Origin of the sequence: Pseudomonas poae RE*1-1-14 (assembly GCF_000336465.1) — a bacterium.
GTDB classification, from domain to species: Bacteria; Pseudomonadota; Gammaproteobacteria; order Pseudomonadales; family Pseudomonadaceae; genus Aquipseudomonas; species Aquipseudomonas poae.
This window is the reverse complement of record NC_020209.1, coordinates 952,781-977,765: the sequence shown is the minus strand read 5'-3', so window position 1 is coordinate 977,765 and position 24,985 is coordinate 952,781. Positions and strand designations below refer to the sequence as shown.

24 protein-coding genes and 2 pseudogenes are annotated in these 24,985 nt (G+C 58.6%); 14 read left to right on the top strand and 12 right to left on the bottom strand.

Annotated elements, in window-relative coordinates:
* Window position 1 precedes the first annotated feature (1 nt).
* A complete protein-coding gene (locus H045_RS04525) occupies window positions 2-889 on the bottom strand; it encodes a proline iminopeptidase-family hydrolase (protein WP_015371553.1) in 888 nt (295 codons plus the stop codon).
* Window positions 890-1,072: 183 nt separating this feature from the next.
* On the opposite strand from H045_RS04525, the gene H045_RS04520 reads away from it, so the two are divergent.
* Entirely contained in the window at window positions 1,073-1,837 is a 765-nt protein-coding gene (locus tag H045_RS04520) for a LuxR family transcriptional regulator (protein WP_003235316.1), read from the top strand.
* A gap of 92 nt (window positions 1,838-1,929) precedes the next feature.
* Window positions 1,930-2,862, top strand: coding sequence for a proline iminopeptidase-family hydrolase (locus H045_RS04515; protein ID WP_003235313.1), 933 nt, complete (start codon window positions 1,930-1,932; stop codon window positions 2,860-2,862).
* Window positions 2,863-2,904: 42 nt separating this feature from the next.
* Here H045_RS04515 and H045_RS04510 read toward each other — a convergent pair whose 3' ends face one another.
* Together H045_RS04510 and punC are read right to left on the bottom strand one after the other, a co-directional pair.
* Window positions 2,905-4,407: a nucleobase:cation symporter-2 family protein gene (locus tag H045_RS04510; RefSeq protein WP_015371552.1), complete on the bottom strand. Its 1,503-nt coding sequence runs from the start codon at window positions 4,405-4,407 to the stop codon at window positions 2,905-2,907.
* A gap of 77 nt (window positions 4,408-4,484) precedes the next feature.
* The gene (gene punC / locus H045_RS04505) at window positions 4,485-5,675 is read right to left on the bottom strand and encodes a purine nucleoside transporter PunC (protein ID WP_015371551.1); all 1,191 of its coding nucleotides are present in this window, start codon (window positions 5,673-5,675) and stop codon (window positions 4,485-4,487) included.
* Between the two features lie 123 nt (window positions 5,676-5,798).
* Between punC and punR the strand changes: the two genes are divergently transcribed.
* Window positions 5,799-6,713 (top strand): DNA-binding transcriptional activator PunR, encoded by a 915-nt coding sequence (punR, locus tag H045_RS04500; RefSeq protein WP_015371550.1) that lies wholly within the window; start codon window positions 5,799-5,801, stop codon window positions 6,711-6,713.
* A 61-nt stretch (window positions 6,714-6,774) separates the two neighbouring features.
* Here the strand turns inward: punR and H045_RS04495 are convergent, their stop codons facing one another.
* Window positions 6,775-7,944 carry an aspartate aminotransferase family protein gene (locus tag H045_RS04495; RefSeq protein ID WP_015371549.1) on the bottom strand — a complete coding sequence of 390 codons (1,170 nt, stop codon included), beginning with the start codon at window positions 7,942-7,944 and terminating at the stop codon, window positions 6,775-6,777.
* Between the two features lie 104 nt (window positions 7,945-8,048).
* Between H045_RS04495 and H045_RS04490 the strand changes: the two genes are divergently transcribed.
* The gene (locus tag H045_RS04490; RefSeq protein WP_015371548.1) at window positions 8,049-8,954 is read left to right on the top strand and encodes a LysR family transcriptional regulator; all 906 of its coding nucleotides are present in this window, start codon (window positions 8,049-8,051) and stop codon (window positions 8,952-8,954) included.
* Here the strand turns inward: H045_RS04490 and H045_RS04485 are convergent.
* Both H045_RS04485 and fabV read right to left on the bottom strand, forming a co-directional pair.
* Window positions 8,951-9,574, bottom strand: coding sequence for an HAD family hydrolase (locus tag H045_RS04485; RefSeq protein WP_015371547.1), 624 nt, complete (start codon window positions 9,572-9,574; stop codon window positions 8,951-8,953). The genes H045_RS04490 and H045_RS04485 overlap by 4 nt on opposite strands.
* 215 nt (window positions 9,575-9,789) lie before the next feature.
* A complete protein-coding gene (fabV, locus tag H045_RS04480; RefSeq protein WP_003235301.1) occupies window positions 9,790-10,983 on the bottom strand; it encodes an enoyl-ACP reductase FabV in 1,194 nt (397 codons plus the stop codon).
* Between the two features lie 317 nt (window positions 10,984-11,300).
* On the opposite strand from fabV, the gene H045_RS04475 reads away from it, so the two are divergent.
* From H045_RS04475 to H045_RS04455, 5 genes are all read left to right on the top strand, one after another.
* Window positions 11,301-12,125: an aspartyl/asparaginyl beta-hydroxylase domain-containing protein gene (locus H045_RS04475; protein WP_015371546.1), complete on the top strand. Its 825-nt coding sequence runs from the start codon at window positions 11,301-11,303 to the stop codon at window positions 12,123-12,125.
* Between the two features lie 147 nt (window positions 12,126-12,272).
* Window positions 12,273-13,646, top strand: a complete 1,374-nt coding sequence (ppnN, locus tag H045_RS04470; protein WP_003235297.1) for a nucleotide 5'-monophosphate nucleosidase PpnN — start codon at window positions 12,273-12,275, stop codon at window positions 13,644-13,646.
* 115 nt (window positions 13,647-13,761) lie between these two features.
* Entirely contained in the window at window positions 13,762-14,076 is a 315-nt protein-coding gene (locus tag H045_RS04465) for an AbrB/MazE/SpoVT family DNA-binding domain-containing protein (protein ID WP_169895897.1), read from the top strand.
* The gene (locus tag H045_RS04460; RefSeq protein WP_015371545.1) at window positions 14,073-14,468 is read left to right on the top strand and encodes a PIN domain-containing protein; all 396 of its coding nucleotides are present in this window, start codon (window positions 14,073-14,075) and stop codon (window positions 14,466-14,468) included. Before H045_RS04465 ends, H045_RS04460 begins: the two co-directional genes overlap by 4 nt.
* Window positions 14,469-14,540: 72 nt before the next feature.
* Window positions 14,541-14,915 carry a hypothetical protein gene (locus H045_RS04455; protein WP_015371544.1) on the top strand — a complete coding sequence of 125 codons (375 nt, stop codon included), beginning with the start codon at window positions 14,541-14,543 and terminating at the stop codon, window positions 14,913-14,915.
* Between the two features lie 6 nt (window positions 14,916-14,921).
* Here the strand turns inward: H045_RS04455 and H045_RS04450 are convergent, their stop codons facing one another.
* Both H045_RS04450 and H045_RS04445 read right to left on the bottom strand, forming a co-directional pair.
* Window positions 14,922-15,251 carry a YXWGXW repeat-containing protein gene (locus tag H045_RS04450; RefSeq protein WP_049818518.1) on the bottom strand — a complete coding sequence of 110 codons (330 nt, stop codon included), beginning with the start codon at window positions 15,249-15,251 and terminating at the stop codon, window positions 14,922-14,924.
* Between the two features lie 124 nt (window positions 15,252-15,375).
* Entirely contained in the window at window positions 15,376-16,275 is a 900-nt protein-coding gene (locus H045_RS04445; RefSeq protein ID WP_015371543.1) for a DMT family transporter, read from the bottom strand.
* A 98-nt stretch (window positions 16,276-16,373) separates the two neighbouring features.
* Here H045_RS04445 and H045_RS04440 point away from each other — a divergent pair, with 98 nt between their 5' ends.
* The gene (locus H045_RS04440; protein WP_015371542.1) at window positions 16,374-17,210 is read left to right on the top strand and encodes a LysR substrate-binding domain-containing protein; all 837 of its coding nucleotides are present in this window, start codon (window positions 16,374-16,376) and stop codon (window positions 17,208-17,210) included.
* Between the two features lie 78 nt (window positions 17,211-17,288).
* Here the strand turns inward: H045_RS04440 and mqo are convergent, their stop codons facing one another.
* Complete coding sequence (gene mqo, locus H045_RS04435) at window positions 17,289-18,935, bottom strand: malate dehydrogenase (quinone) (protein ID WP_003235284.1); 1,647 nt, start codon at window positions 18,933-18,935, stop codon at window positions 17,289-17,291.
* A gap of 427 nt (window positions 18,936-19,362) precedes the next feature.
* Between mqo and H045_RS04430 the strand changes: the two genes are divergently transcribed.
* Window positions 19,363-20,550 carry an MFS transporter gene (locus tag H045_RS04430; RefSeq protein WP_015371541.1) on the top strand — a complete coding sequence of 396 codons (1,188 nt, stop codon included), beginning with the start codon at window positions 19,363-19,365 and terminating at the stop codon, window positions 20,548-20,550.
* A gap of 79 nt (window positions 20,551-20,629) precedes the next feature.
* Here H045_RS04430 and H045_RS04425 read toward each other — a convergent pair whose 3' ends face one another.
* Complete coding sequence (locus tag H045_RS04425; RefSeq protein ID WP_015371540.1) at window positions 20,630-20,848, bottom strand: hypothetical protein; 219 nt, start codon at window positions 20,846-20,848, stop codon at window positions 20,630-20,632.
* A 128-nt stretch (window positions 20,849-20,976) separates the two neighbouring features.
* The gene (locus tag H045_RS04420; RefSeq protein ID WP_015371539.1) at window positions 20,977-21,645 is read right to left on the bottom strand and encodes a class I SAM-dependent methyltransferase; all 669 of its coding nucleotides are present in this window, start codon (window positions 21,643-21,645) and stop codon (window positions 20,977-20,979) included.
* A 245-nt stretch (window positions 21,646-21,890) separates the two neighbouring features.
* Between H045_RS04420 and H045_RS24320 the strand changes: the two are divergent.
* Window positions 21,891-22,101 (top strand): annotated as a pseudogene (locus H045_RS24320) (CopG family ribbon-helix-helix protein).
* Between the two features lie 41 nt (window positions 22,102-22,142).
* On the opposite strand, the gene H045_RS04415 reads toward H045_RS24320, so the two are convergent.
* Window positions 22,143-23,012, bottom strand: a complete 870-nt coding sequence (locus tag H045_RS04415; protein WP_015371538.1) for a LysR family transcriptional regulator — start codon at window positions 23,010-23,012, stop codon at window positions 22,143-22,145.
* A gap of 145 nt (window positions 23,013-23,157) precedes the next feature.
* Between H045_RS04415 and H045_RS04410 the strand changes: the two genes are divergently transcribed.
* Together H045_RS04410 and H045_RS04405 are read left to right on the top strand one after the other, a co-directional pair.
* Window positions 23,158-24,132 carry a hypothetical protein gene (locus tag H045_RS04410; RefSeq protein WP_015371537.1) on the top strand — a complete coding sequence of 325 codons (975 nt, stop codon included), beginning with the start codon at window positions 23,158-23,160 and terminating at the stop codon, window positions 24,130-24,132.
* 45 nt (window positions 24,133-24,177) lie between these two features.
* Window positions 24,178-24,959: pseudogene (locus H045_RS04405) on the top strand (sulfite exporter TauE/SafE family protein).
* Window positions 24,960-24,985 lie beyond the last annotated feature (26 nt).

Here is a 24,985-nt window from a genome sequence, read left to right as displayed (position 1 = left end):
GTCAGCCTCGATGACGCGCGAGAAAGTCCAGCAGCACCGGAAAATACGCCTGGGGTTCTTCGTAGAACGGCATATGGCTGCTGTTGGGGAACACATGCAACTCGGCGTGCCGGGCCGCGAGTTTCATGCGCAGTGCGCAGGCCGGCGTGAGTTCGTCGTGCTGGCCGGTGGTGATCAGAATCGGCATGCTGAACGCGGCCATCTCCTCAAGACGGTTCCAGTCCTTGAGGTTGCCGATGTAGAGGAATTCATTGGGGCCCTGCATGGTTTCGTAGGGCCCCATGTTCCAGTCGCCGAGGGAGCGTTTGACCGGCTCCGGCCACTCGTCCAGGCGACACAGATGGCGATAGTTGAGCAAGGTGATTGCGGCCTGGTATTGCGGATGGTCCAGGGTGCCCATGGCTTCGTGGCGCTGCATCATCGCCACAGTCTCACTGCCCAGGGCGCCACGCAGGCGTTGCAGCTCCTGGGACAGGTGCGGGATGTCGCCGACGGTATTGTCCAGGATCAGGCTTTTCAGCGCGTGCGGGTAATGAATGGCGTATTCGATGCCGAGCCAACCGCCCCAGGAATGGCCGAGCAGATGCACGCGGCCCAGGCCCAGGGCTTGGCGTACGGTTTCAACTTCTTCGACATAACGGCCGATTTCCCACAAGGAGACGTCGGTGGGTCTGGCAGAAGCGCCCGTACCAAGCTGGTCGAATGCAACCACTCGCAGGTTATGGTCCTTGAGCCAGCCATGGGCGTCGCGCAAGTAGTCACATGGCAGGCCCGGGCCGCCGTTGAGGCACAGCAACACCTCATCGCCTTCGCCGAAGCTGTAGACCACGAGGTTGTGGCCGTCGACTTGCACGTTGTACTGCTGGTCGGGGGCAATTTCACGCCACATGCGTACATTCCTTGTGTGGTATCGGCCTGGCTGGCAGTGGCCGCTGATCAGGCCAACACTACCGAGGATGCCGCGTGTCCATAACCTAGTATTTCTTATAGGTTTGGTCTGGCAGTCCTTCGCCGGGGCGTGGCATTCTACTTGCCGCAAGTCGAGATTCAAATGAATTCGGGAGCAGAACGGATGCTGGCCAAGCTAACTGCCTTCAACAATCGTCTGATGCCGGGCAGGAGCCTGGATGAGCAGATGGACAATACGTTTGTTCTTGCTCAGCAATTGGGTTTCGATGCGCTGGTGTACGACTACACCCCGGTGCCGATCGATCACGACGGCAGCCTGATCACTCCCTCGGTGCTGGAGCTGCGCAACACACCGCCCGACTGGCATGCCTTGTGGTGCGGCGAAGGGTTTTACCAGATCGATCCAGTGCAGCACCTGGCCTTGCGCACGGTGTCGCCGTTTGTCTGGTCCTACGAAGCCAAGGCCGAAACCGCACTGCAAACCATCATCGATCCCTGCCACGCCCCGGTATCCTCCTACCTGCACGACCAGCAACTGACCTGCGGCGTCAGCGTGCCCATCCACTTGCCGCGCGGCGGCTTCGCTTCGCTGACCGGCCTGCGCACCGGCAAGGCCGGCGCGGTGCTGCAGGATGCACGGCAGACGCTGCCGGACTTCAGCCTCATTACCCACGCCTTGCAGGAAGCGGCCTACCCGCTGTTCAGCAAAGAACTGCGCACCTACCCGCATATTCACCTGACCAAACGCGAACGCGAGTGCCTCAAATGGGCCGCCGAGGGCATGACCGCCGCCGAAATCGCTGCGCAATTGAGCCGCTCGCTGGCGGTGGTCACCCTGCACCTGGCCTCGGCGATGCACAAGCTGGGGGCCAGGAACCGCGTGCAGGCGGTGGTGCGTGCCAGCCATTACCGGCTACTGGAAGACTGAAACTCGGCAAAACCTAGCTGTTTTGCTAGTTACCTGAATCGCCCAGGCCAATTATCGTAGCCCTGATCCTTTTTTTCAGAGCAGGGTACGAAATGGAATTCATCGACAAAATCCGCGAAGGCTACGCGGCCTTCGGCGCCTACCAGACCTGGTACCGCGTCACCGGCGACCTGAGCACCGGGCGCACGCCGCTGGTTATCATTCACGGCGGTCCCGGCTGCACCCATGATTACGTCGACGCGTTCAAGGACGTCGCCGCCAGCGGCCACGCCGTCATCCACTACGACCAGCTGGGCAACGGCCGCTCCACCCACCTGCCCGACAAACCCGCCGCCTTCTGGACCGTCGGCCTGTTCCTCGACGAGTTGAACAACCTGCTGGACCACCTGCAAATCAGCAATGACTACGCAATCCTCGGGCAATCCTGGGGCGGTATGCTCGGCAGCGAACACGCCATTGCGCAACCCAAGGGCCTGCGCGCCTTCATCCCGGCCAACTCGCCCACCTGCATGCGCACCTGGGTCAGCGAAGCCAACCGCCTGCGCAAATTATTGCCCGAAGGCGTCGATGAAACCCTGCTCAAGCACGAAGCAGCCGGCACCTATCAGGACCCGGAATACCTCGCCGCTTCGCGAATTTTCTATGACCAGCATGTGTGCCGGGTCAACCCGTGGCCCGAAGAAGTGGCACGCACCTTCGCCCAGGTCGACGCCGATCCAACGGTGTACCACGCCATGAGCGGCCCGACCGAGTTCCATGTGATCGGCAGCTTGAAGGACTGGAATGTGATCGGTCGGCTGTCGGCGATCAACGTGCCGACGCTGGTGATCTCCGGACGGCACGATGAGGCCACACCGCTGGTGGTCAAGCCGTTCCTGGATGAGATCGCCGATGTGCGCTGGGCACTGTTTGAAGACTCCAGCCACATGCCCCATGTAGAAGAACGCCAGGCGTGCATGGGCACGGTGGTGAAGTTTCTGGATGAGGTGTGTTCGGTACGGCACGGTGAACTCAAGGCCGGTTGAACAGGTGATGCGAGGGGGGCAATGGCAATCCCCCTCTCACATTCAGACCTTAGTGACTTCAGGCTTCGCTGTTTTCCCTGGAATGTCGGCCAACAACGGAACCTCCTTCCCCTCGGCATCAAACAGTTTGCCGCCGCGAAAATAATCGCCATCACGCAACGCCGCCACATCGTGAAAGCACAGCCTGCGCTCGGTGCCGGCCACGAACACTGACTGCTGGTCCGAGTTGCCGACGGTGAAGTGATTGAACGCCAGGTTCAGCACGATCGCCATGATCGCCGACGAGCTTATCCCTGAATGGAAAATGGTTGCGAACCAACCGGGAAACTGGTCGTAGAAACTCGGCGCGGCAATCGGAATCATGCCGAAACCGATGGAAGTGGCGACGATGATCAGGTTCATGTTGTTGCGGTAATCCACCTTCGACAACGTGCGAATACCGCTGGCCGCCACGGTGCCGAACAACACGATGCCCGCGCCGCCCAGCACCGACGTGGGCACGGCGGCAATCACCCGGCCCATGAACGGCAGCAGGCCAAGAATCACCAGGAACGCCCCACCCGTGGCCACCACAAACCGGCTCTTCACTCCGGTGACGGCCACCAGCCCGACATTCTGGGCGAACGCGCTTTGGGTGAACGAGCCAAAGATCGGCGCGAACAGGCTTGACAGCATATCGGCGCGCAACCCATTACCCAGGCGTTTTGAGTCGACCCGGGTGTCGATGATCTCACCCACCGCCAGGATGTCCGCCGACGTTTCCACCAGCGTCACCATCACCACGATGCACATGGAAATGATCGCGGCCACCTGGAAAGTGGGCATGCCGAAGTGCAAGGGGGCGGGAAAACCGAACATCGGCCCTTGGGTAACGCCGGAAAAGTCCGCCATGCCGAGCACCACTGCGATCACGGTACCGATCACCATTGCCAGCAGGATCGACAACCGTGAGAGGGCCGCGCTGCCGATCTTGCTAAGCAGCAGCACCAATACCAGCGTGAGCGCGGCCAGTCCGATATTCGATACGCTGCCAAAATCCGCCGCATGACTGTTGCCGCCCATGGCCCAGCGCGCAGCCACGGGCATCAAGGTCAGGCCGATGGTGGTGATCACGATGCCGGTCACCAGCGGCGGGAAAAAACGGGTGATCCGCGAGAATACGGGGGTGATCAGCAGGCCGATAAATGACGCGGCCATCACCGCCCCGAGAACTGCCGGCAGCCCCGCCGCACCGTCGTCGCCGACAATCGCCACCATGGTTGCCACGCCCGCGAACGACACGCCCTGCACCAGTGGCAACTGGCAGCCGAAAAACGGCACGCCAAGGGTCTGCAACAGGGTCGCCAAGCCACCGGCAAACAGAGATGCGGCGATCAGCAGGCCGATCTGTGCCGGCGCCAACCCGGCCGCCTGGCCGACGATCAGCGGCACGGCAACGATGCCGCCATACATGGTCAACACATGCTGCAGGCCGTAAGCCAGGTTGGCGGCAACGCCCAGATTCTCATCTTCTGGCCGCTGCGGTGATGCCTTCGGGGTAGTCATGGTGAGAAGGTCTCTGTTTTTGTTGTGAGACCACTGTATGCAATGTAAAGGTTATATGTCCATAGAGTTGTATACAATCAGTCGGACATCTCACTCGCCAGCGTGCCGCACTCAGCCCTCGGCCGCGCCAGCCAATAACCCAACACCGCCACCGGTGCGGTTGCCAGCATCACGCCTACGGTGATCATGAGCGGCTGGTCGAGCCTCGACGACACCAGCAGGCTGCCGAGAAAGCACAACCCCAACTGCAACGTGTTTTGCAGCGCTGCTGCTTTGCCGGAGTTTTCCGCGAACGGCATGAGCGCATTCGCCACTACGATGGGGTAGCTCGCACCGTTGACCAACGCCATGAGGCAAAAGGGAATCAGCAAGGTGGTGAGGGTCGGGGCGGTAAAGGTGGCAACCAGGTACAGCGCCATCATGCTGATGCAGTACGCCACCAGCAGCCACGGCAGCAACGCCTTGCCCTCAACATGCCGCAGGGCACTGCGGCAACTGTAGCCGCCGATCAGGAAGGCCAGCGTCGGCACCACATAGCTCAGGCCAATATCGCTGGGGCTGTAGCCCATGCCCCCGAGGATGAACGGCGAAGCGGTGAGCCAGGCGAAGAAGCTCGCAGAGCACGCGGCAAAAATCATCACATTGCCGGTGAACACTCGCGAGGTGAGCAACTGCCCGTAGCTGAGGCGTGCTGCCGGTTTGTCTGCAGGGGGGTTCGGCAAGCTGCGCAGGAACAAGGTGGGCAGCAGCAGCAACAGCGACACCCCGAGCAACACGGCGAAAATCGCCTGCCAGCCGAAGTGGTTCAACACCATCGCCCCCAACAGCGGCGCGAGGGCCGGCGACAGCGACATCAGCGGCATGATGCTGGCGAACACACGATGGGCCTTGGCGGCCGGGTAGCGGTCGATCACCAGCGCCTGCCAGCTCACGGCCGCGGCACACACGCCAATCGCCTGAATGAAACGCAAGGCCAGCAACTGCGGCGCAGTTTCGACCCAGAACATCCCGGCACAACCCAGCACGAACAGGCTCAGGCCTGCCAGCAGGATCGGCTTGCGCCCCAGGCGGTCCGACAGCGGCCCCCACAGCAACTGGCCCACGGCAAAACCTGCGAGAAAAACACTCAGGCTGGCGCCCACTGCGCCCGCGCCGATCTGCAGCTGCTCGCCCATGGCGCCAAACGCCGGCAAGTACATGTCCATGGCGAGATAACCGAGCATGCTCAGCCCCGCCAAATAGCCGATAAAACCAAACGAATTTTTCATTGAAGCCTTTTTAACCTTGCCATCAAACTATTTGCTGGATAGCACCCATTATGAGGCTGACAAATCCTGTGTGAAGCGAGAATAATTGGATACTCCTATCAACTATTTTGAAGGCAGTCACTCATGTGGTCCGAATATTCGCTGGATGTGGTGGATGCCGTGGCGCGCCATGGCAGTTTCAGTGCCGCTGCCCAAGAGCTGCACCGTGTGCCATCGGCTATCAGCTACACCGTGCGCCAGCTTGAAGAATGGCTGGCGGTGCCGCTGTTCATCCGCCGCCACCGGGATGTGGAGCTGACTCCCGCAGGCCGTCTGTTTATCGATGAAGCCCGTGGCGTGATGAAAAAAATGCTCGGCACCCGGCGCCTGTGCCAGCAGGTGGCCAATGGCTGGAGCGGTCAGTTGAAGGTGGCGGTGGACTCCATCGTCAAACCGCAGCGCTGTCGGCAGTTGGTCGTGGATTTCTACCGGCAGTTTCCCGAGGTGGAGTTGCTGCTGGAATACGAGGTGTACAACGGCGTGTGGGACGCCCTCGCCGATGAGCGCACCGATCTTGTGATCGGCGCGACCAGCGCGGTGCCGGTGGCCAGCCATTTCACCTTTCGTGACATGGGCCTCATGAGCTGGCTGTGCGTGGTCAGTGCCAGGCATCCGTTGGCGGCGGTGGACGGCTTGCTCAGCGACGATCAACTGCGCCCGTTCGCCTCGCTGTGCATGACCGATACCTCTCGCAACCTGCCCAAGCGCGACACATGGACCCTGGACAACCAACGGCGGCTGGTGGTGCCCAACTGGGCCTCGGCCATCGACTGCCTGCGCGACGGTCTGTGCGTGGGCATGGCACCGGCACATCAGGTGTTGCCGTGGATCGAGCGTGGCGAGTTGATGGCGCTGCACCTGCACCGGCCCTTCCCCGCCAGCCCGTCGTGTGTGGCCTGGGCGCAGAACAGAGTGTCGCCGGCCATGACGTGGTTGCTGGAGTACCTGGGAGACACCGACACGCTGAATCAGGAGTGGCTCAATGGCGCCGACCTTTGAGCATCACGCTGCTCCCCTGTGGGAGGGGAATTGCTGCCTCCCACAGTGAGACTGCATTTTTTCAGTTCAGCAGTCGGGTGATGGCCCGCACGATCATTTCCACTTCCTTGCCGTCCAGGGTCAACGGAGGCAACAGACGGATGATCTTGCCCCGGGTCACGTTGATCAGCAGCCCATGTTCATGAGCGGCGCGCCGGGCCAGGTCACGATAGGGACTGGCCAGTTCGATACCGATCATCAAGCCTTTACCGCGAATTGCCACCACCTGCGGGCACTCGTCCAACTCCATACGTAACCGAGCCAGCAGGTGTTCGCCCTGGCGCGCCGCGTTGTGCAGCAGACCTTGCTCTTCGATGATGTCCAGCACCGTGCACCCCACACGGCACGCCAGCGGGTTGCCACCAAAGGTGCTGCCGTGACTGCCAGGCGTGAACAATTGAGCGACCGAGGCCTTGGCCAGGCAGGCGCCGATGGGCACGCCATTGCCCAGGCCCTTGGCCAGAGTCATCACGTCCGGCACGATGCCTTCATGCTCAAAGGCAAACCAGGTGCCGGTGCGGCCGATGCCGGTCTGGATCTCGTCGAGCATCATCAGCCAGCCGTGGCGTGTGCAGTGGTCGCGCAGGGCTTTCAGATAACCCGGCGGCGCTATCAGCACACCGCTTTCGCCCTGGATCGGTTCCAGCAAAACCGCCGCGATGCGCGTGCCCCATTGCGCGGTGATCGCATCCAGGGCGTGCAGGTCACCAAAGCCGACCTTGATGAAATCTCCCGGCAGACGCTGAAACCCCAGGCGCACGGAAGGTCCGTCACTGGCCGCCATGGTGCCGAGGGTGCGGCCGTGAAAGGCGTTTTCCATCACCACCACCAACGGCTGCTCGATGCCTTTTTTCCAGCCATGCAGGCGGGCAAGCTTGAGTGCCGTCTCGTTGGCCTCGGCACCGGAGTTGTTGAAAAACGCCCGGTCCAAACCGGACAACTGCGTCAGCCGCAGGGCCAAACGCTGTTGCCAGTCGATGCTGTAGAGGTTGGAGGTGTGCAACAACAGCCCTGCCTGTTCGCTGATGGCGCTCACCAGTTTGGGATGGGAGTGCCCGACATTGGTCACCGCCACGCCCGCCACTGCGTCCAGGTATTCACGGCCCTGCTGATCCCACAGGCGTGTGCCAAGGCCACGGGTGAAGCTCAGGGCCAGGGGTTGATAAGTGCTCATCAGGCAGGCGGCGGTCATGGTAGCGGGCTCCAGTGTCTTGTTGGGGTGGCTTGAAGTATCGTTAGCCACCTCAGCTGGATAAACTCCGCTTTTGTGCAATGACTTTAAAGCAAGGCTTGATAATGGATGTGTTCCAGGCAATGTCGGTGTACGTGAAGGTGGTCGAAAGCGGCAGCATGACCGCCGCCGCCCAGGCGTGCGGCCTGTCGACCACCATGGTCGGCAACCACCTGCGCGCGTTGGAACAGCGCCTGGGCGTGAGCCTGCTCAAGCGCACCACGCGCAAGCAAAGCCTCACGGAGTTCGGCGGCCAGTATTACCAGCGCTGCCTGGAAGTGCTGGGGCTGGTGGCCGACTCCGAGCACCTGGCCGAACAGGCCCACAGCGAGATTCCCAAGGGCACCTTGCGCATCACCGCACCGCCGGCCTTTGGCACCGAGCGCCTCGCGCCGGCGCTGAGTGAGTTCTCCCGCCGCTACCCGCTGATCAAGCTGTATATGGTGCTCAGCAATGAGCGTATGGACCTGATCGACAGCGGCTTCGACGTCGCCATCCGCCTGGGTGAACTGGAAACACCCGGCCTCATCGCTCGCCCATTGCAGGACTACACCATCACCCTGTGCGCATCACCGGATTACCTGGCACGCCAGGGCACCCCGCAGACACCCGAAGACCTGCGGCAACACGACTGCCTCGCCTTCGCCTACCCCGCCACTGACGATTGGCGCAACGCCGACAAACTCTGGCGCATGACCGGCGCCGAAGGGGAAATCGAGGTCGAGGTGTCCGGCTCGCTGACCCTCAACAGCTCACAAGGCCTGCGTCAGGCGGCCGTACACGGCATGGGGATCGTCATGTTGCCCGATGCGCTGGTGCGGCCGGACCTGGAAGCCGGCAAGCTGGTGGCCTTGCTGCCCACCTACCAACTGCCCAGCCGCCCCATGCACCTGGTGTATCGCCAGGACCGCTACCGCTTGCCGAAGCTGCGTGCCTTCGTCGACTTCGTAATGGAACAGTTCGCCCGCTAAAAGCCCACACCCAACCCACGCAACTGCGCGGCAGTGCGCTCGGCTGACACATGATGAATACCCTGCCAGCCCAGCGCGATGGCGGCCTCGACATTGCCTGCCACGTCATCGATAAACACCACTTCCCCTGCCTGGATATCCGGCAGATGGGCGCGCACCTGGTCGAGGCTGGCCTGATAGATCGCGGGATCGGGCTTGATCAGCTTCAACTCGCCGGACACGACAATATCGCGCAGACATTGCAGGAACGGGTAGTTGGCGCGGGCGTAGGGGAAGGTTTCAGCGGACCAGTTGGTAAGCCCGAACAGCGGCATATTGACGGCGTGCAAGGCGTTGAGAATCGCCACACCTTCGGGCAATGGGCCACGCAGCATTTCGTGCCAGCGGTCGTAGTAAGCGCGGATCAGGGTTTCATGGTGCGGGTATTGGTCAACCAGTGTGCGGGTGGCCTCGGCCAGGGGGCGGCCAGCGTCCTGCTCGGTGTTCCAGGCCTGGGTGCAGATGTTGTCCAGGAACCACTGGCGCTCATGGTCGTCGGCAATCAGCTTGCGGTACAGGTGCAGCGGGCTCCAGTCGAACAGGACACCGCCGAAATCGAAAACTACTGCACGAATCGTCATCAGATCCTCCGTTGGCATGGCGTGATAGCCCAAGGAGTCTGGCAGAGTTTGTCAGGCGGGAGCTGCGCGTCGGCACGTAGGATGTTTCTGAAAAACACCCGCAACGCAAATGAAGAAGGGGCTTGCTCCCGATGGCGGAGTGTCAGTCAATTTATCTTTGGCTGACACATCGCTATCGGGAGCAAGCCCCCTCCCAAATTGTTTTAAACCGTGTCTCAGGCCTGGATCAGGCCGTTGATCTTCACGGTCGGGTTCACGTCGGCATCGTAGTCCACGCCATCGACTTCAAAACCGAACAAGCGCAGGAACTCAGCCTTGTAGCCAGCAAAATCGCTGATCTCGTTGACGTTGTCGTCGGTCACCTGGTTCCACAGCGCGGCCACGGCGTCCTGGACCTTGGGTTCCAGCTCGGCCAGGTCAGCGCGCAGACGGCCGTCGGCATCCAGCTTAGGCTCGCTGCCGTAGAGGCTGTCCTTGAACAGGCCATAGACCTGCTCGATGCAGCCTTCGTGGGTGCCCTGCTCTTTCATCACCTTGAACAGCAGCGACAGGTACAGCGGCATGATCGGGATCGCCGAGCTGGCCTGGGTGACCACGGCCTTGAGCACCGACACACGGGCGTCGCCCTTGAGTGCCGCGAGGTTGTCGCGCAAGGTCAGCACTTTTTTATCGAGGTCTTTCTTGGCTTCACCGATGGAACCGTTCCAGTAGATGTCCTGGGTCAGTTTCTCGCCGAGGTAGGTGAACGCGGTGGTCTTGGCGCCTTCGGCCAGTACGTCGGCGTCGCGCAGGGCGTCGATCCACAGCTGCCAGTCTTCGCCGCCCATGACTTTCACGGTGCCGTCGATTTCTTCCTGGGTGGCCGGCTCAAGGGTGGTGTCGACCACGACGCCCTTGTCGGTGTTGATGCCGCGCAGGGTCACGGCCTTGCCGATCGGCTTGAGGGTGGAGGTGTGCACCACGCCCTGCGGGTCGGTACGGCGCGGCGCGGCCAGGCTGTAGACCACGAGGTCGATCTTGCCCAGGTCTTTTTTGATGGTGTCGATGGTCAGGCGCTTGATCTCGTCGGAGAATGCGTCGCCGTTGATGCTCTTGGCGTACAGGCCTTTCTCGACGGCAAACTTCTCGAACGCAGCGCTGTTGTACCAACCGGCGGAACTGAGTTTGCCCTCTTCGCCTTCTTTCTCAAAAAACACGCCCAGGGTGTCGGCGCCACAGCCAAACGCAGCACTGATGCGCGCGGCCAGGCCGTAGCCAGTGGAAGCGCCGAGTACCAGCACCTTCTTGGCACCGCCCTCGATGACGCCGTGTTGAGTCACGTAGTCGATCTGCTCTTTGACGTTCGCTTCACAGCCAACAGGGTGAGCGGTCACACAGATAAAGCCACGAACCCGCGGTTTGATGATCATAAAAATTCTGCCTCTTCCAAGGTGCCGAAGGCCAATGGTGGCCATTCAACTTAATCGTACCGGTCTATGACGCCCAAAAAACCGAAGCGTCACGATAGTCGCAAATCTTCCGTTTACAAAATCCAATCCGCACGGCCTGCCAAGTACGGCTAGGGTTAAATCCTGAACGGGATCGTCACAATTCCCCTCTATTTAAAACGCCCCTAATCGGTAGAACGCCTTTATCATGAACGGATTGTTTCAATATGTTTCAAAATCCACCACTCGCAGCCAGGGATCCGGACCTGTCGAATGGCGTCCAGCTGGAGCTGAGTTTGATGAGCAAGTCCGTTTTACGTAAAAGAGCCGTGTCGCTCGCCTGGGTGGCAGGCGTGCTGCTGATCATTGGTCTGTTCCCGCTGACCTCGGCGGTGTTCCTTGGGCTGGTGCTGGTGTGCGGTGTGTATGACTTCCTGCGCAACGGCCTGTACGACCGCGACACCATCAAGAAATATTTCATCGGAAACGGACGCAACACCTGGGTGCTGGCACCGTTCAACACCCTGCTCGACCTGCTGAGCCGCCGTAACCGTCATGTTTATACGATGCATGACCTGCCGCTGGCGTGGCGCGATGACCTGCAACAGGTGATCGACGACGCCATGGCCCACAAGGATGAAATCATCGGCTACCTGGATACGCGCATGGCCGAGAAAAAGCGCGGCATGCTGTTTTTCCAGTGGTACGGCCGCCCGATCGAAACCACGCTGGATATTCCGCAACTGCGCAAGAAGCTGCCGTTCGTGAAAACCATCGGCGTATCGGTGTTCAACGAAAACCGCTCCACCTCGTTTCACTTCGGCCCGCTGCGCATGATGTTTCGCGTGCTCTACAACATGGCGCCGGCACCGCACCACGAAGGCGTGTACATCCAGGTCGGCAAACACAAACACTATTGGCACGACGACCCACTGTTCATTTTCGATGACACGCTGATGCACGCCTCCTTCAACAAGAACGACGCAAAGCGTTACTGCCTGTTTATCGACATTGTGCGACCGACCTTGCTGCCTTCGGTGCTTAACGCCGTGATCGCCGGTTTTGCCGGCCTCGTCTTTACCCTGCGTCGGGTTTTCTACAAAAACTGGAAGCTGATTCAGTAGGTTCTGCGGCATGATGGAGGCGGACGGTATTTGCGCTTGGCCTTGCGCCTGAGGTAAATATTCGGCTCGCGCGCCTTCAACGGCGCCCACCCTTCTCAAGCCATCGCTTCCCACAGGATGCGGTGGCTGTGCTTTCAAGGAATCAGAATGCCCCAACGTCACGTCATCAACGCCTCCGTCAGCCCCAAGGGCAGCCTCGAAACCCTCTCCCAACGTGAAGTCCAGCAACTGAGCGCCGCCGGCACCGGCAGCATCTACACCCTGTTCCGCCAGTGCGCCCTGGCCATCCTCAACACCGGCGCGCACATCGACAACGCCAAGACCATTCTCGACGCGTACAAAGACTTTGAAGTGCGTATCCATCAGCAGGACCGCGGCGTGCGCCTCGAATTGTTGAACGCGCCTGCGGATGCATTCGTCGACGGCGAAATGATCGCCAGCACCCGCGAGATGCTGTTCAGCGCCTTGCGCGACATCGTCTACACCGAGAACGAACTCGACAGCCAGCGCATCGACCTGAGCGACTCCCAAGGCATCACCGACTACGTGTTCCACCTGCTGCGCAACGCCCGTACGCTGCGCCCGGGCGTCGAGCCGAAAATCGTGGTGTGCTGGGGCGGGCACTCGATCAACACCGAAGAATACAAATACACCAAGAAAGTCGGCCACGAACTGGGCCTGCGCAGCCTCGACGTATGCACCGGCTGCGGCCCCGGCGTAATGAAAGGGCCGATGAAGGGCGCGACCATTTCCCACGCCAAACAACGCATCACCGGCGGGCGCTACCTGGGCTTGACGGAGCCTGGCATCATCGCCGCCGAGGCACCCAACCCCATCGTCAACGAACTGGTGATCCTGCCGGACATCGAAAAGCGCCTGGAAGCCTTCGTCCGCGTGGGCCACGGCATCATCATCTTCCCGGGCGGCGCGGGCACGGCCGAAGAGTTCCTGTACCTGCTGGGTATTCTGATGCACCCGGACAACCGTGACGTGCCGTTCCCGGTAGTACTGACCGGGCCCAAACACGCGGCGCCTTATCTGGAACAACTGCATGCGTTCGTCGGCGCCACCCTGGGTGAAGCGGCGCAACAGCACTACCAGATCATCATCGACGATCCGGCCGAAGTGGCGCGCCAGATGACCGCCGGCCTCAAGGCGGTGAAGCAGTTCCGTCGCGAGCGCAACGATGCATTTCACTTCAACTGGCTGCTCAAGATTGACGAGGGGTTCCAGCGTCCGTTCGATCCCACCCACGAAAACATGGCCAGCCTGCAGTTGAGCCATGCGCTGGCCCCCCATGAGTTGGCGGCCAACCTGCGTCGTGCGTTCTCGGGGATCGTGGCGGGCAACGTGAAGGACAAGGGCATTCGCCTGATCGAGGAAAACGGTCCTTACGAAATTCATGGCGACCCGGCGATCATGAAACCGCTGGATGAGCTGTTGAAGGCATTCGTGGCCCAGCACCGGATGAAACTGCCGGGCGGCGCAGCCTATGTGCCGTGTTATCGCGTGGTGCAATAAATCCCGGGTGGGCGGTTGGTCATAGTTTGTAGCGCTTTGGTGCATGGGCGAGCGTGTGAGGATCGTGCGTTCGGACTAGGGTTTTCCTATTCCAACTCACTTTTGCGAGCATTCTATGGACCAACGGATCTTGTCCTTCAGCACTCCTTACCCTAGGGTAAGGAGCATTATGTTGGAGGTATTAACCATGGCAACCGCCACACTTACGTCGAAAGGGCAAATCACCATTCCTGTCCAGGTCAGGACGGCTCTGGGTCTGGAAACGGGCGACCGGGTGGAATTCGTCGAACTGGAGGACGGCAAGTTTTCCATGATTGCCGCGAGCAAAACCGTCAAGGACCTCAAGGGATTGATCCGCAAGCCTGCCAGAGCGGTGTCCATCGAGGACATGAACCAGGCCATCGCGGACCGGGGAGCAAAAGCGCGATGATCGGTCTGGATACCAATGTGCTGGTGCGCTACGTCACCCAGGACGATGCGGTTCAATCGGCCAGGGCATCGCACCTGATCGAATCGCTGACTGCTGCGTCGCCGGGTTTTGTCAGCGTGGTGTCCATCGTCGAATTGGTGTGGGTCCTGCAGTCCTGCTACCAATCGGCCGAGGCTGACGTGGTGCTGGTGCTGGAAACCCTGCTGCACACCCGTGAACTGACCATCGAACACGCCGATATCGTATGGAAGGCACTGCGCAAGTTCATCGCCAGCAAGGCCGACTTCGCGGACTGCCTGATCGAGCGTTGCGCCCACGCAGCCGGCTGCGAATACACCGCCACCTTCGACCTCGACGCCGCCAAAACGACGGGCATGAAACGACTGGGCTGAGCCACGGCGTTGCGGCTGACGGCAAAGCTTTGGTAAAAATCGACTGCCCTTTTGATCAAGAGAACACCGAACGTGCGCACATTTTTGCTCACAGCCATGACCCTACTGCCTGCACTCGCCTTGGGTGATGCCATCGCTTGGCCCGACCTGCCGCAGAGCTGCTTCGTCAGCGGCCGCCCGGCCACCAGTGAGGATGTGGACAGTGGGTGCGCGGCGTTCCTGATCAACGTGAAGGGCAAGGCGGCAGGTACGCCGATAGAGCTGAAAATTCCGCAGTACGCGATGCATGTGGACGAAGCATCGGGCAAGGAAACACCGGTGATCATCATCCAGGCGGAGGAAAACGGCGAGATCAAGGCGGTGGGATATCGGGAATTGGGCACCGATCAACTCGGTGCGGCTTTGCTGCGAGAGATTCGGCTCCTGGGCACCCAAAAGCCGATTTAACCAGGCTCAGCGTACCCAGCCACCCACTTGCCAATGGAAACCATCGCTGTGTTGCACCCAATGGGGATGCACATAGCGATAACCCTCGCGAACCGGCTCCCAGTGGCCGTGCACCGCGACATACCGCCCGCCCGCCCAACGCCAGTAACCGCGCGACCATACATAGCCATAACGTGGCGCCGGCTCGACCTCGATCACCTGCACCGGAGGCGGTTGTGGCGCGACCACTTCAACGTAGTCACGCTGCATCGGAACACGCTCATGCACCACGCGCTCCTGCACACATCCAGACGCCGCGACGACCACTGCCGCCAATGCCGCATAACGTAACAACATACGAAACCCTCGGGTGCTTGCACCCTGCAATGGTAAAAATCCCCCTTTGCTGCAACCACGCTCCTGCATGGCCCTGGGTATTTTTTAACAGGATGTGTCTGTCAGCTTGCTGAACCCGCGCGCCTTACGAGGTGCATGCGACTGCCGGTCGTTTCACACGCACCAGCAGTAAACCCGCGACGACCACGGCCATACCCGCATAGGTCGCCCCATGGATCACGTCGCCGAACATCAATGCTGCCCACACCAGCGTCACCGGTGGTTCCAGATAGACCAGCGCCGCCACCCGGGTTGCGCTCATCACACGCAACAGCATCCACAAGCTCAGGTAAGCGACAAAGGTGGAGAACACGGTCAGCCAGACAATCGAGATCAGCACATTCGGGTCGCGGGGAATGCTCAGGGTGTCTGTGTAGAGCACCGCGCCAGTGAAACCGATCAAGGTCAGCAGCGATTGGATAAACAGCGGCAACACCAGGCCCGCGTCGTTTTTTTGCAGCGAGCGGCGCTCATAGAGTGTGGCCAGTGTCAGCCCCAGTGCCGCCGCCAATGGCAACAGATACATGACCAGGCCAACGCCTTGCCCACTCTGGCCGTACTGCCCGGCGATCACGATCGCCACGCCGACAAAACTGATCAACAGCCCAAGCCACTGCCAGCCGCCACTACGCTCAACAGCGCTGCCAGTGGACAGCGCCGCCGTCATCAGCGGCTGCAGCGCGGCGATGATGGCCGCAATGCCGGGTGGCAAGCCATTCTGGATCGCCACGTAGAGGCAGCTCAGGTAAGCAAACTGGGAAAGGAAACCGATCACCGCGTAATGGCGAATCTGCGCCCAGGAAACGCTCATCAACCTGACATTCAGAAACAACCCCAGGCACACCGACACCAACAAGAAGCGCCAGAACAGCAGGTTGAACGCCCCGCCGCCCTGCGTGCCCAGCTTGGCGCCGATGTAGCCTGAGCTCCACGACAGAACAAACGCGCCTTGTAACAACAGCAGGCCCAAGGGTGAGCGCTTCATATAGCCTCCAGCATCTGTGCATTGACGCCAAGGCTATGAGCCACCAATGATTGTGTATATTGAAATTAACCGCACAACTAATCCTTAAAAGACGAATTATGCCCAGACAATTGAACATCGAGCTGTTGCGCACCTTTCACGCTGTGGCCCGTTTTCGTCGCTTCAACGAGGCGGCCGAACATGTGCACCGCAGTGCCTCAACCGTGACCACACAGATTCAGAAGCTGGAGGACCAGGTGGGCCAACGCCTGTTCAGTCGCAATAATCAGGGCGTGGAACTGACGCTGTACGGCACAAAACTGCTGGGCGACACCACCGAGTTTCTCAAGAGCCATGACCGCCTGTTGATCTCGCTGATGCCACAGCGCATGCAGGGCAAGATCCGCCTTGGCGTGCCGGACACCTATGCCAGCGCATTCATCCAGGCATTCCTGCCGCGCTTGATCGCCGACAACCCCTTGCTCGAACTGGAGATCGAGGCTCGCACCAGCGGCGAACTGCTGAATCTGTTCATGGCCAATCAGCTGGACCTGGCGATCACCGTCAGCGCTCAGCCCCTGGCCCAGGGTGAACGCCTGGGCGAGGTTCAGCCATTGTGGGTTGCCGCTCAGCACTTCAATTGCCCGGCCAACGCGCCGCTGCCCGTGACCGTTCCCATCGCCGGCTGCCCTTATCGCGCGGCCGCCTTGCAGGCGCTGAAGGACCACGGAATTTACCATCGACTGCTGCTGGAAAGCCCCAATTCATCGGCGGTCGAGGCCTGTGTACGCAGTGGCGTGGCCGTGGGCCTGATGGAGGCCAGTCGCATGGGCGATGGGCTGATGCAGATGACGGACCTGCCCGTCCTTGCACTGCAGCATCTTTACCTGCTGTGCGACACCGGCAATGCACTGGCCTTGCACGTGCATGAGCAGGTCAGGCATTTCAAGGTGTGAACGTCACCCACAAAAAAGCCCACTGACCGTCACCGGTTCAGCGGGCTTTTTCTTTAGCGGTGCGTGTGGCTGAGCAGCTTACAGCGCCAGGTCAGACGCTGGCTTGCTCGGCTCGGCCGCAGGCTTGGCAGCCTCGGTGGCCTTTGGCGCTGCCAGTTGCGGAATCGCTGGCGGTGGCGTCAGTTGCAGGACACCGGCGGTGTAGGCCCATTCCTTGGCAACCGCTTCAGGGCTGTCGTTCAGCTTGGTGCCGTAGCTCGGTACGATCTGGTGCAGTTTGGCCTGCCACTCAGGAGTGGCCACCTTGTCCTTGAACACTTTTTGCAGCACGGTCAGCATGATCGGAGCCGCGGTGGACGCGCCTGGCGATGCACCCAACAGGCCTGCGATGGTGTTGTCGGCGGAGCTGACCACTTCGGTGCCGAGTTTCAGGACGCCGCCCTGCTCTTCGTCACGCTTGATGATCTGCACGCGCTGACCGGCTTGCCACAGGCGCCAGTCGGACTGCTTGGCGTTCGGGAAGTATTCCTGCAGCGCCTTGAAGCGGTCGTCGTCCGACAGCATCAGTTGGCCGGCAAGGTACTCGACCAGCGGGTATTCACGAATACCGACTTTGGTCATTGGCCAGATGTTGTGGGTGGTGGTGCTGGTCAGCAGGTCCAGGTACGAGCCTTCCTTCAGGAACTTGGTGGAGAAGGTCGCGAATGGGCCAAACAGGATCACGCGCTTGCCGTCCAGCACGCGGGTGTCCAGGTGCGGAACCGACATCGGCGGTGCGCCAACCGAAGCTTTACCGTAGGCCTTGGCCATGTGCTGTTCAGCGATGGCCGGGTTATCGGTCACCAGGAACGAGCCGCCAACCGGGAAGCCTGCGTATTCCTTGGCTTCAGGAATGCCCGACTTCTGCAGCAGGTGCAGTGCACCGCCGCCCGCGCCGATGAACACGAACTTGGCGTCGGTTTCGGTCTTGGTGCCGTCTTTCAGGTTTTTGTAGCTCACACGCCACGAGCCGTCGGCGTTCTTGGTGATGTCCTGCACTTCGCTCGACAGTTTCAGGTCGAACTTCGGCGTGGTTTGCAGGTGGGCAACGAACTGGCGGGTGATCTCGCCAAAGTTCACGTCGGTGCCGATCGGAGTCCAGGTGGCCGCGATTTTCTGACTCGGGTCACGCCCTTGCATCATCAGCGGAACCCACTTGGCGATCTGCGCCGGGTCTTCGGAGTACTGCATGCCGGCAAACAGCGGGCTCGCCTTCAGGGCTTCGTAGCGTTTTTTCAGGAACTTGATGTTGTCATCGCCCCACACAAAGCTCATGTGCGGAGTGGAATTGATAAACGAGCGCGGGTTCTTCAGCACGCCCTGCTGGACCTGCCAGGACCAGAACTGACGGGAGATCTGGAACGCTTCGTTGATCTCGACCGCTTTCGGGATCTCAACGTTGCCGTTCTTGTCTTCCGGGGTGTAGTTCAGCTCGGCCAGGGCCGAGTGACCGGTGCCGGCGTTGTTCCAGCCGTTGGAGCTTTCTTCGGCCACGCCATCGAGGCGCTCGACCATCTCCATCGACCAGTCCGGCTGCAGCTCGTTGAGCCACACACCCAGGGTCGCACTCATGATGCCGCCGCCGATCAGCAGCACATCGACTTTCTTTGCCTCTTCCGCGTGAACGGACGTGATCCCCATCGACAAAGCCAGCCCCAGCAGGGCAGTGTTTACTTTCTTAAACATCAGTAGCACCTATGATAAAACGCCATCCGCCCTACCGCCCTGACTCTTCAGATCTTCAGACCGTAGGGTGGGCACACAAGGCCGACGTATCGACCTCACTTTTGTCCCTTCTGCGCTGACTTTTTATCATTATTGGCTTCAGCTATCTGGGCGACAGCCCACCGCCGGGACGTATACGGATGTACGACCAGGGTGAGACCTGTCCAGAACGGCGCGCAGAATATCACGCCAAACAGCGTTTATGGGTCGTTTGGCCAATTGACAGCATCAAATCACGGCTTTTATTGCCCGGGTGTCAAGGCTGGCAGGCGCGACCTGAAGTCACAGGCCTGGAACTCTCGGACAAGCGGCTGTTCTAGACACCTTCACGGTCGCATGCGTAGCATCGGCGACTGTCTTTCGTGCACCCATTCAAGCAGAGCCATCCATGTCTATCCAGCAAACACCCGGGCACCTGCTGCCCGCGCGCAGTGCCGCCAAAATGGAAGCGGCCATGGCCGTGGGCGCTTTCGCAATCGGCACTGGCGAATTCGCCATCATGGGCCTGATGCCCGACATCGCCCAAAACCTCAACCTGAGCGAGCCCCAGGTTGGCCACGCCATCAGCGCCTACGCTCTGGGCGTGATGGTCGGCGCCCCGCTGCTGGCGATCCTCGGCGCCAAACTGCTGCGTAAACACATGCTGCTGTTATTGATGGCGCTCTACGCCTTGGGCAACCTCGCCACCGCCTTCACCCCGAGCTTCAGTTCACTGGTGGCTTTCCGTTTCATCAGCGGCCTGCCCCACGGCGCCTATTTCGGCATCGCCGCCGTGGTCGCCTCGAGCATGGTGCCCTCGGATAAACGCGCCGGCGCCGTCGCCCGCGTAATGGTGGGCCTGACCCTCGCGATGCTGCTGGGCAACCCGATCGCCACCTTCCTCGGCCAACACCTGGGCTGGCGCTCGGCCTTCGCCCTGGTCAGCGTGATCGCCCTATGCACCATCGCCCTGGTGTGGCAATTCGTCCCCCACCGCCATGACGAAGAACGCAGCGACCCGCGCAAGGAAATGCGTGCCTTCACCAAACCCCAAGTGTGGATGGCCCTGTCCATCGGCGCGATTGGCTTTGCCGGGATGTTCTGCGTATTCAGCTACCTGGCGCCGACCATGCTGGAAGTGACCAAAGTGTCGCCACAGTGGATTCCCTTTGGCCTCGCGGCGTTTGGTGTCGGCGGGATCATCGGCAACATCGCAGGCGGCAAACTGTTTGATCGTATGCAATTTCGCGCTGTGGGGCTGATATTGGTGTGGTCGATAGCCGTGCTGCTGTTCTTTCCGTTCGCGGCATCGTCGCTGTGGGGCGTGCTGCTGAGCATGGGGCTGGTCGGCACCATGGTGTCGCTGGCGGCGCCGTTGCAGATCCGCCTGATGGATATCGCCCACGAAGCCCCGAGCCTGGCGGCCGCGTCCAACCACGCGGCGTTCAACCTGGCGAACGCGCTGGGCCCGTGGTTTGGCGGGATGGCGATTACCGCCGGATTTGGTTGGACAAGCACCGGTTACATCGGCGCCGCGACAGCACTGCTTGGCCTGGGCCTTTACCTCATCGCCCGACGCATGAAAGGCGGGCACTAACCCGCCAACCTGCGCAGCTCGGGCTTGCTCCCGATAGCAATGGGTCAGTCACCACAAAACTGGCTGGCCCAGTGCCGCATCAATCATCATGCAACAACCCCGAACCATACTCTCCATAACTGCTACCCAGCCCGCTGCCGCCAAAACTCATTTTGGCGGCTTTACTCGGGCTATGGTCGCCAAACGCCTGGCATCCGCCCGAGAAGCATGGGTCGCTGCTGACGCTCCCGCCCGAGGAGCAGGCGCTCAATAGCAATGTGCCGCTGATCAGCAACAGTTTGATGAGGTTTGAGGTCATTTCCTGGGTTCTCTGCAGGCTGGAGGCGTTGGGCCTCTCTTGCAGAGAATCGTAAACCTCAACACTGCAGAGAATGATGAAATGTTGCTTGGGACAGGCTGTATCCAGAGCGCCGACTTGGAAAACGCCTACATCCGCTGTAACACGTAGCTGTTCTCAAAGCCATGCACGCTCCCCAGCACGTTGAAGTCTCTGAAGAACCCCGTAGCCCTGAGCAGATCGACCGCAGGACCCACCTCAGGCGAGTGTTTAAAGTCGCGATAATCGTCCAGCACGATAAACCCGCCCGGCACCACACTCGGCGAATACAGCAGGAAATCCAGCAACACGTTGCGCATGGTGTGGCCGCCATCGATATGCAACAGCGCAACTCTGGGCGCCAGATTGTAGAAACGCTCGGCACTGAGTTCCGAGAAGCCGCGAATCACCACCGCATCAGGCAGCATCAACGCCTGATAGTGACTGAACTCCTCAAACTGGTTCGGCAACTCAAACGGGTCGATACCGATGACACGCCGCTCGCCATTGCACACCTCATTCATCAGCACCAGCGACTTGCCCTTCCACACGCCAATCTCCACCACGTCACCCGGCAGCTCGGCCACCAAAAGCGACAGGTAGCCCAGCAGGCGTACGTGATCATGGAACGACAACTCACGACGCTCCATCGCCTGCTCAGGCAGCAGGCTGGCCTGGGCCTGTTCGAAATGCTGGCCGATCAATTCCCAGACCTGGGCGATGCTGCCAGTCAATTCCGGGTTGCTGGTGAATTCGTTGAGTTCCTGGATAGTTATCATTGTTTTCTGATCACTCCAAACGGCTAGAGGGGCATGCGCTGAAAAACACGCCTTTTCAACAGTCTGGATCGTCTCCTGCAAGTTCACAAGGCCATCGGCCAGCACGCCAGACCGTAACTCCGCCTTTGAATTCTCACATCAGCCTCACAGGATCACTTCCAGATACATCTCTCACGACGACCTGTCGATTCGACCCAGCAATCCAGGGTGTAAGCGGCCAAAAATTGTCCACCATCAAGGTTGCCATGACTGGGCTACTTCTAGACCTGCCGAAAGATCTGTCCAACTCTCTTGCCGCACTGGCCAAACCAACGGCCAAACGGCGAGCTATCTGGCAATGGACGTTCTTCGTGAATACGTAGAGCAGGAAAAATGCTGAGAGCCCAAATCAAGCGCGCAGTCAGAGAGGCCGATCAGGGCAATTTCGCCACCGATGACCAGGGCAGCGATAGCTGACCCTACATTTTCCGCACGGACTTCTCCCTGAAAAAAGCTCGTTATAGGTCTTTGAACTCTTCCTTTAATAGTTCTGAAAACTTATCCTTTGCACGATGAAACTCAATATGCTTATTCCATATAAAATAATTCCGCACGGGAACCAAATCACTAAACACATGCCCACAGATGCCTCCGATCAGTCTAAACTGTTCAAAGACGCCCTTGGGAACTAACGAAACTCCCGCCCCTGAACTCACGCAGCCAAGAATAGTGCCATAACTTGCTATACTGATTATAGAACTCGATACCTTATGAAGATCCAACCAATTCACCAACGACTTTCTGTAAGGGCATCCTTCAGGCCACATGAAAATGTCCAAGCCTCCAAGATCCTGCGGATCACGTATCACTCCCGCAGCTGGAGAGGCTATCAGTACTAATTCTTCCTTGTAAATTTCAGCACACTCAATATCTTCATGCTTAATTTCAACAGCAACAATCGCCCCGTCCAATTCATGACTGACCACACCCTTTAATAACTGCGACCACTCTCCAGTACTAAACTGCATGTGCACAGAGGGATAAAGACAGTGGTATTTTGACAGTAGTTTGGGCAACCTGCCTGTAGCGGACGACTCTATGGCACCGATCTTTAAGGTCCCCGATGGCGCAGCGGTAGGATCGAGAGCTCTTTTTGATTCTTGGCATAAAGACAAGATCTTGTTAGCGTAACTGAGAAACCTCTTCCCAGACGGACTGATAACCAGCCCACGCCCCTTCCTTACAAACAACGAAACACCTAACTCTTTTTCCAATATTTTAATTCTGTTCGTTATATTTGATGGAACACAATGCAACAGTTCAGCAGCGCGAACAATACTACCTTGATCGGCAACCGCTTTGAACATAGCCAGCTGTGAGAGCTCCATTCCATTACTCACTAAAAGTGAACGACAAACTCACTATAAGTCACTTGTCACAAGCGATCAAGTCGTTTACGTTTTGGACTCTAACTTCGCATAAAAGCTATAAATCGGAACCATTCCACCGACTCATCAAGAAGAGAGACACTTTATGAGCTCAGCATCGCCGAAAATTTTTTTCGAAACCTTTGAAAAAAAATCAATGCAGGAGTTTGGTGAAACTTTTATTGAAGCGCTACCGAAGCATATACGAAGTTTAAAAATTCCCGGACGAATTATATTTGAAAACCACCGCAGAGAGCCCGTATCAGCGCAACTCCTGAAAATACCCGAAACACAGAATGCTTTGCTCGAAGTCCTTCGCCATCCAATCACGCAAGAAGCTCAGTTTCACACAGAGGGTGCTTTCAGGGTCTTCCTTAAAAAACAAACTGTAGATTCTGCTGTTCTTAAGTTTTTCAATGGCTGGAATGAAACCCATAAAACAACTAGCCTGGTCTCAGCTAAAATCATCATGCGCCTATCAGCGGATGCGATATCGGTACCGGCCGAACAACGAATTAGCTACCACAACGTCATGGCGCACATGCATGAAGTGGCTAAAGATGATTTTGGACTTGGCCACCCAGGGCATGATGGTATGTATAGTTATATGACCACAGCCTTTGGCGCGACGGATTGGGTTGGGGACCAATACACACCGAAAGAATGCACCGAGTTCTCCCAGTTCTTATACAATACCGGCGTAGCGCAGCATAAGTCAGCCTTGAACTCAGCCGACCATAAAAACTCAATCATGGATGCCATGATGGTTGCTATCGCATCAGAGCTATGGAATGGTCGTGAATACAACTTCATCGCTCAGTTCATAGAGGATAAATTGATTGCAATCGATCCCTCACTGAAGGCAAACGCTCAAAAATTACGTAGCGCCAAAGGTTATATAACAGCCCATTCCGGCGACGTTGAAAACAAGCATGGATTACATGCTTTAGCTGCCGCGCAATCATATGGTCGAACGGTAGATACAAGCTTCAAGCTGGGGCGACTGAAGGGAATTATGCTTAACTACAATGAGCGAGTAGGAAAAGCTTTTGCGGCGATGCACAGAGCCCTAAGCTCATAAAAGCAAGGCTCAACACTGTTTAGAGCATATGAAGGGATCCCCTGTATGAGTTTTGACCACGCTCTCATCGTCTTGGGCTTTTTCGCCTTTTGCGGCGGATTGATAGACGCGGCGGTAGGCGGTGGTGGGCTTGTACAAATTCCAGCACTTTTACATGCCCTGCCTCAGCAATCACTTGCTACTGTTTTTGGCACTAACAAATTAGCTGTCTTGGCGGGAAACCTATCCTCAATATTTAGATACCTAAAAAGGATTAAAATAGTTTGGAGACTGATGCTACCCACCATGCTTTCAGCATTCTTATTTGCATTTCTTGGCGCCGCATCAGTATCCATCGTGCCAAAACAGATGATGGAATTTGTTGTTTTTTTATCCTTATAGCAATGGCCATTTATACTTTTACGGAAAAAAACCTGGGTTTATTCAGTCACGCCATACACTGCGGAACAAAGCAGATTATATTAGGCATTTTTTTTGGCGGCCTCATTGGTTTTTATGATGGCGTTTTTGGACCGGGCAGCGGAAGCCTTCTGCTTTTTGTTTTTGTCAAATTTTTTGGTTTCGACTTTTTAAACGCATCAGCCTCTGCAAAGCTCGTTAATTTGGGAACATTTAGTGCGGCCCTTATCTTTTTTGTCCCATCTGGCAATGTCTTATGGACAGTAGGCGGCGTGGTAGCGGCTTGCAATATCGTAGGCTCACTCACTGGGGTTTTCTTAGCGCTGCGCTATGGAAGCGGCTTCATCAGGATATTTTTCCTGATTTTGCTCGTATTTTTAATAGGGAGAATGGGACTGACGATATCTAGTAACTACCTAATTAATTAACTAAGACGGAGTACTTGTTAATAGAA

Coding starts and splice junctions, on each gene's coding strand:
- H045_RS04525 (WP_015371553.1), bottom strand. CDS start 889: ATGTGGCGTGAAATTGCCCCCGACCAGCAGTACAACGTGCAAGTCGAC.
- H045_RS04520 (WP_003235316.1), top strand. CDS start 1,073: ATGCTGGCCAAGCTAACTGCCTTCAACAATCGTCTGATGCCGGGCAGG.
- H045_RS04515 (WP_003235313.1), top strand. CDS start 1,930: ATGGAATTCATCGACAAAATCCGCGAAGGCTACGCGGCCTTCGGCGCC.
- H045_RS04510 (WP_015371552.1), bottom strand. CDS start 4,407: ATGACTACCCCGAAGGCATCACCGCAGCGGCCAGAAGATGAGAATCTG.
- punC (WP_015371551.1), bottom strand. CDS start 5,675: ATGAAAAATTCGTTTGGTTTTATCGGCTATTTGGCGGGGCTGAGCATG.
- punR (WP_015371550.1), top strand. CDS start 5,799: ATGTGGTCCGAATATTCGCTGGATGTGGTGGATGCCGTGGCGCGCCAT.
- H045_RS04495 (WP_015371549.1), bottom strand. CDS start 7,944: ATGACCGCCGCCTGCCTGATGAGCACTTATCAACCCCTGGCCCTGAGC.
- H045_RS04490 (WP_015371548.1), top strand. CDS start 8,049: ATGGATGTGTTCCAGGCAATGTCGGTGTACGTGAAGGTGGTCGAAAGC.
- H045_RS04485 (WP_015371547.1), bottom strand. CDS start 9,574: ATGACGATTCGTGCAGTAGTTTTCGATTTCGGCGGTGTCCTGTTCGAC.
- fabV (WP_003235301.1), bottom strand. CDS start 10,983: ATGATCATCAAACCGCGGGTTCGTGGCTTTATCTGTGTGACCGCTCAC.
- H045_RS04475 (WP_015371546.1), top strand. CDS start 11,301: ATGAGCAAGTCCGTTTTACGTAAAAGAGCCGTGTCGCTCGCCTGGGTG.
- ppnN (WP_003235297.1), top strand. CDS start 12,273: ATGCCCCAACGTCACGTCATCAACGCCTCCGTCAGCCCCAAGGGCAGC.
- H045_RS04465 (WP_169895897.1), top strand. CDS start 13,762: ATGGACCAACGGATCTTGTCCTTCAGCACTCCTTACCCTAGGGTAAGG.
- H045_RS04460 (WP_015371545.1), top strand. CDS start 14,073: ATGATCGGTCTGGATACCAATGTGCTGGTGCGCTACGTCACCCAGGAC.
- H045_RS04450 (WP_049818518.1), bottom strand. CDS start 15,251: ATGTTGTTACGTTATGCGGCATTGGCGGCAGTGGTCGTCGCGGCGTCT.
- H045_RS04445 (WP_015371543.1), bottom strand. CDS start 16,275: ATGAAGCGCTCACCCTTGGGCCTGCTGTTGTTACAAGGCGCGTTTGTT.
- H045_RS04440 (WP_015371542.1), top strand. CDS start 16,374: ATGCCCAGACAATTGAACATCGAGCTGTTGCGCACCTTTCACGCTGTG.
- mqo (WP_003235284.1), bottom strand. CDS start 18,935: ATGTTTAAGAAAGTAAACACTGCCCTGCTGGGGCTGGCTTTGTCGATG.
- H045_RS04430 (WP_015371541.1), top strand. CDS start 19,363: ATGTCTATCCAGCAAACACCCGGGCACCTGCTGCCCGCGCGCAGTGCC.
- H045_RS04425 (WP_015371540.1), bottom strand. CDS start 20,848: ATGACCTCAAACCTCATCAAACTGTTGCTGATCAGCGGCACATTGCTA.
- H045_RS04420 (WP_015371539.1), bottom strand. CDS start 21,645: ATGATAACTATCCAGGAACTCAACGAATTCACCAGCAACCCGGAATTG.
- H045_RS04415 (WP_015371538.1), bottom strand. CDS start 23,012: ATGGAGCTCTCACAGCTGGCTATGTTCAAAGCGGTTGCCGATCAAGGT.
- H045_RS04410 (WP_015371537.1), top strand. CDS start 23,158: ATGAGCTCAGCATCGCCGAAAATTTTTTTCGAAACCTTTGAAAAAAAA.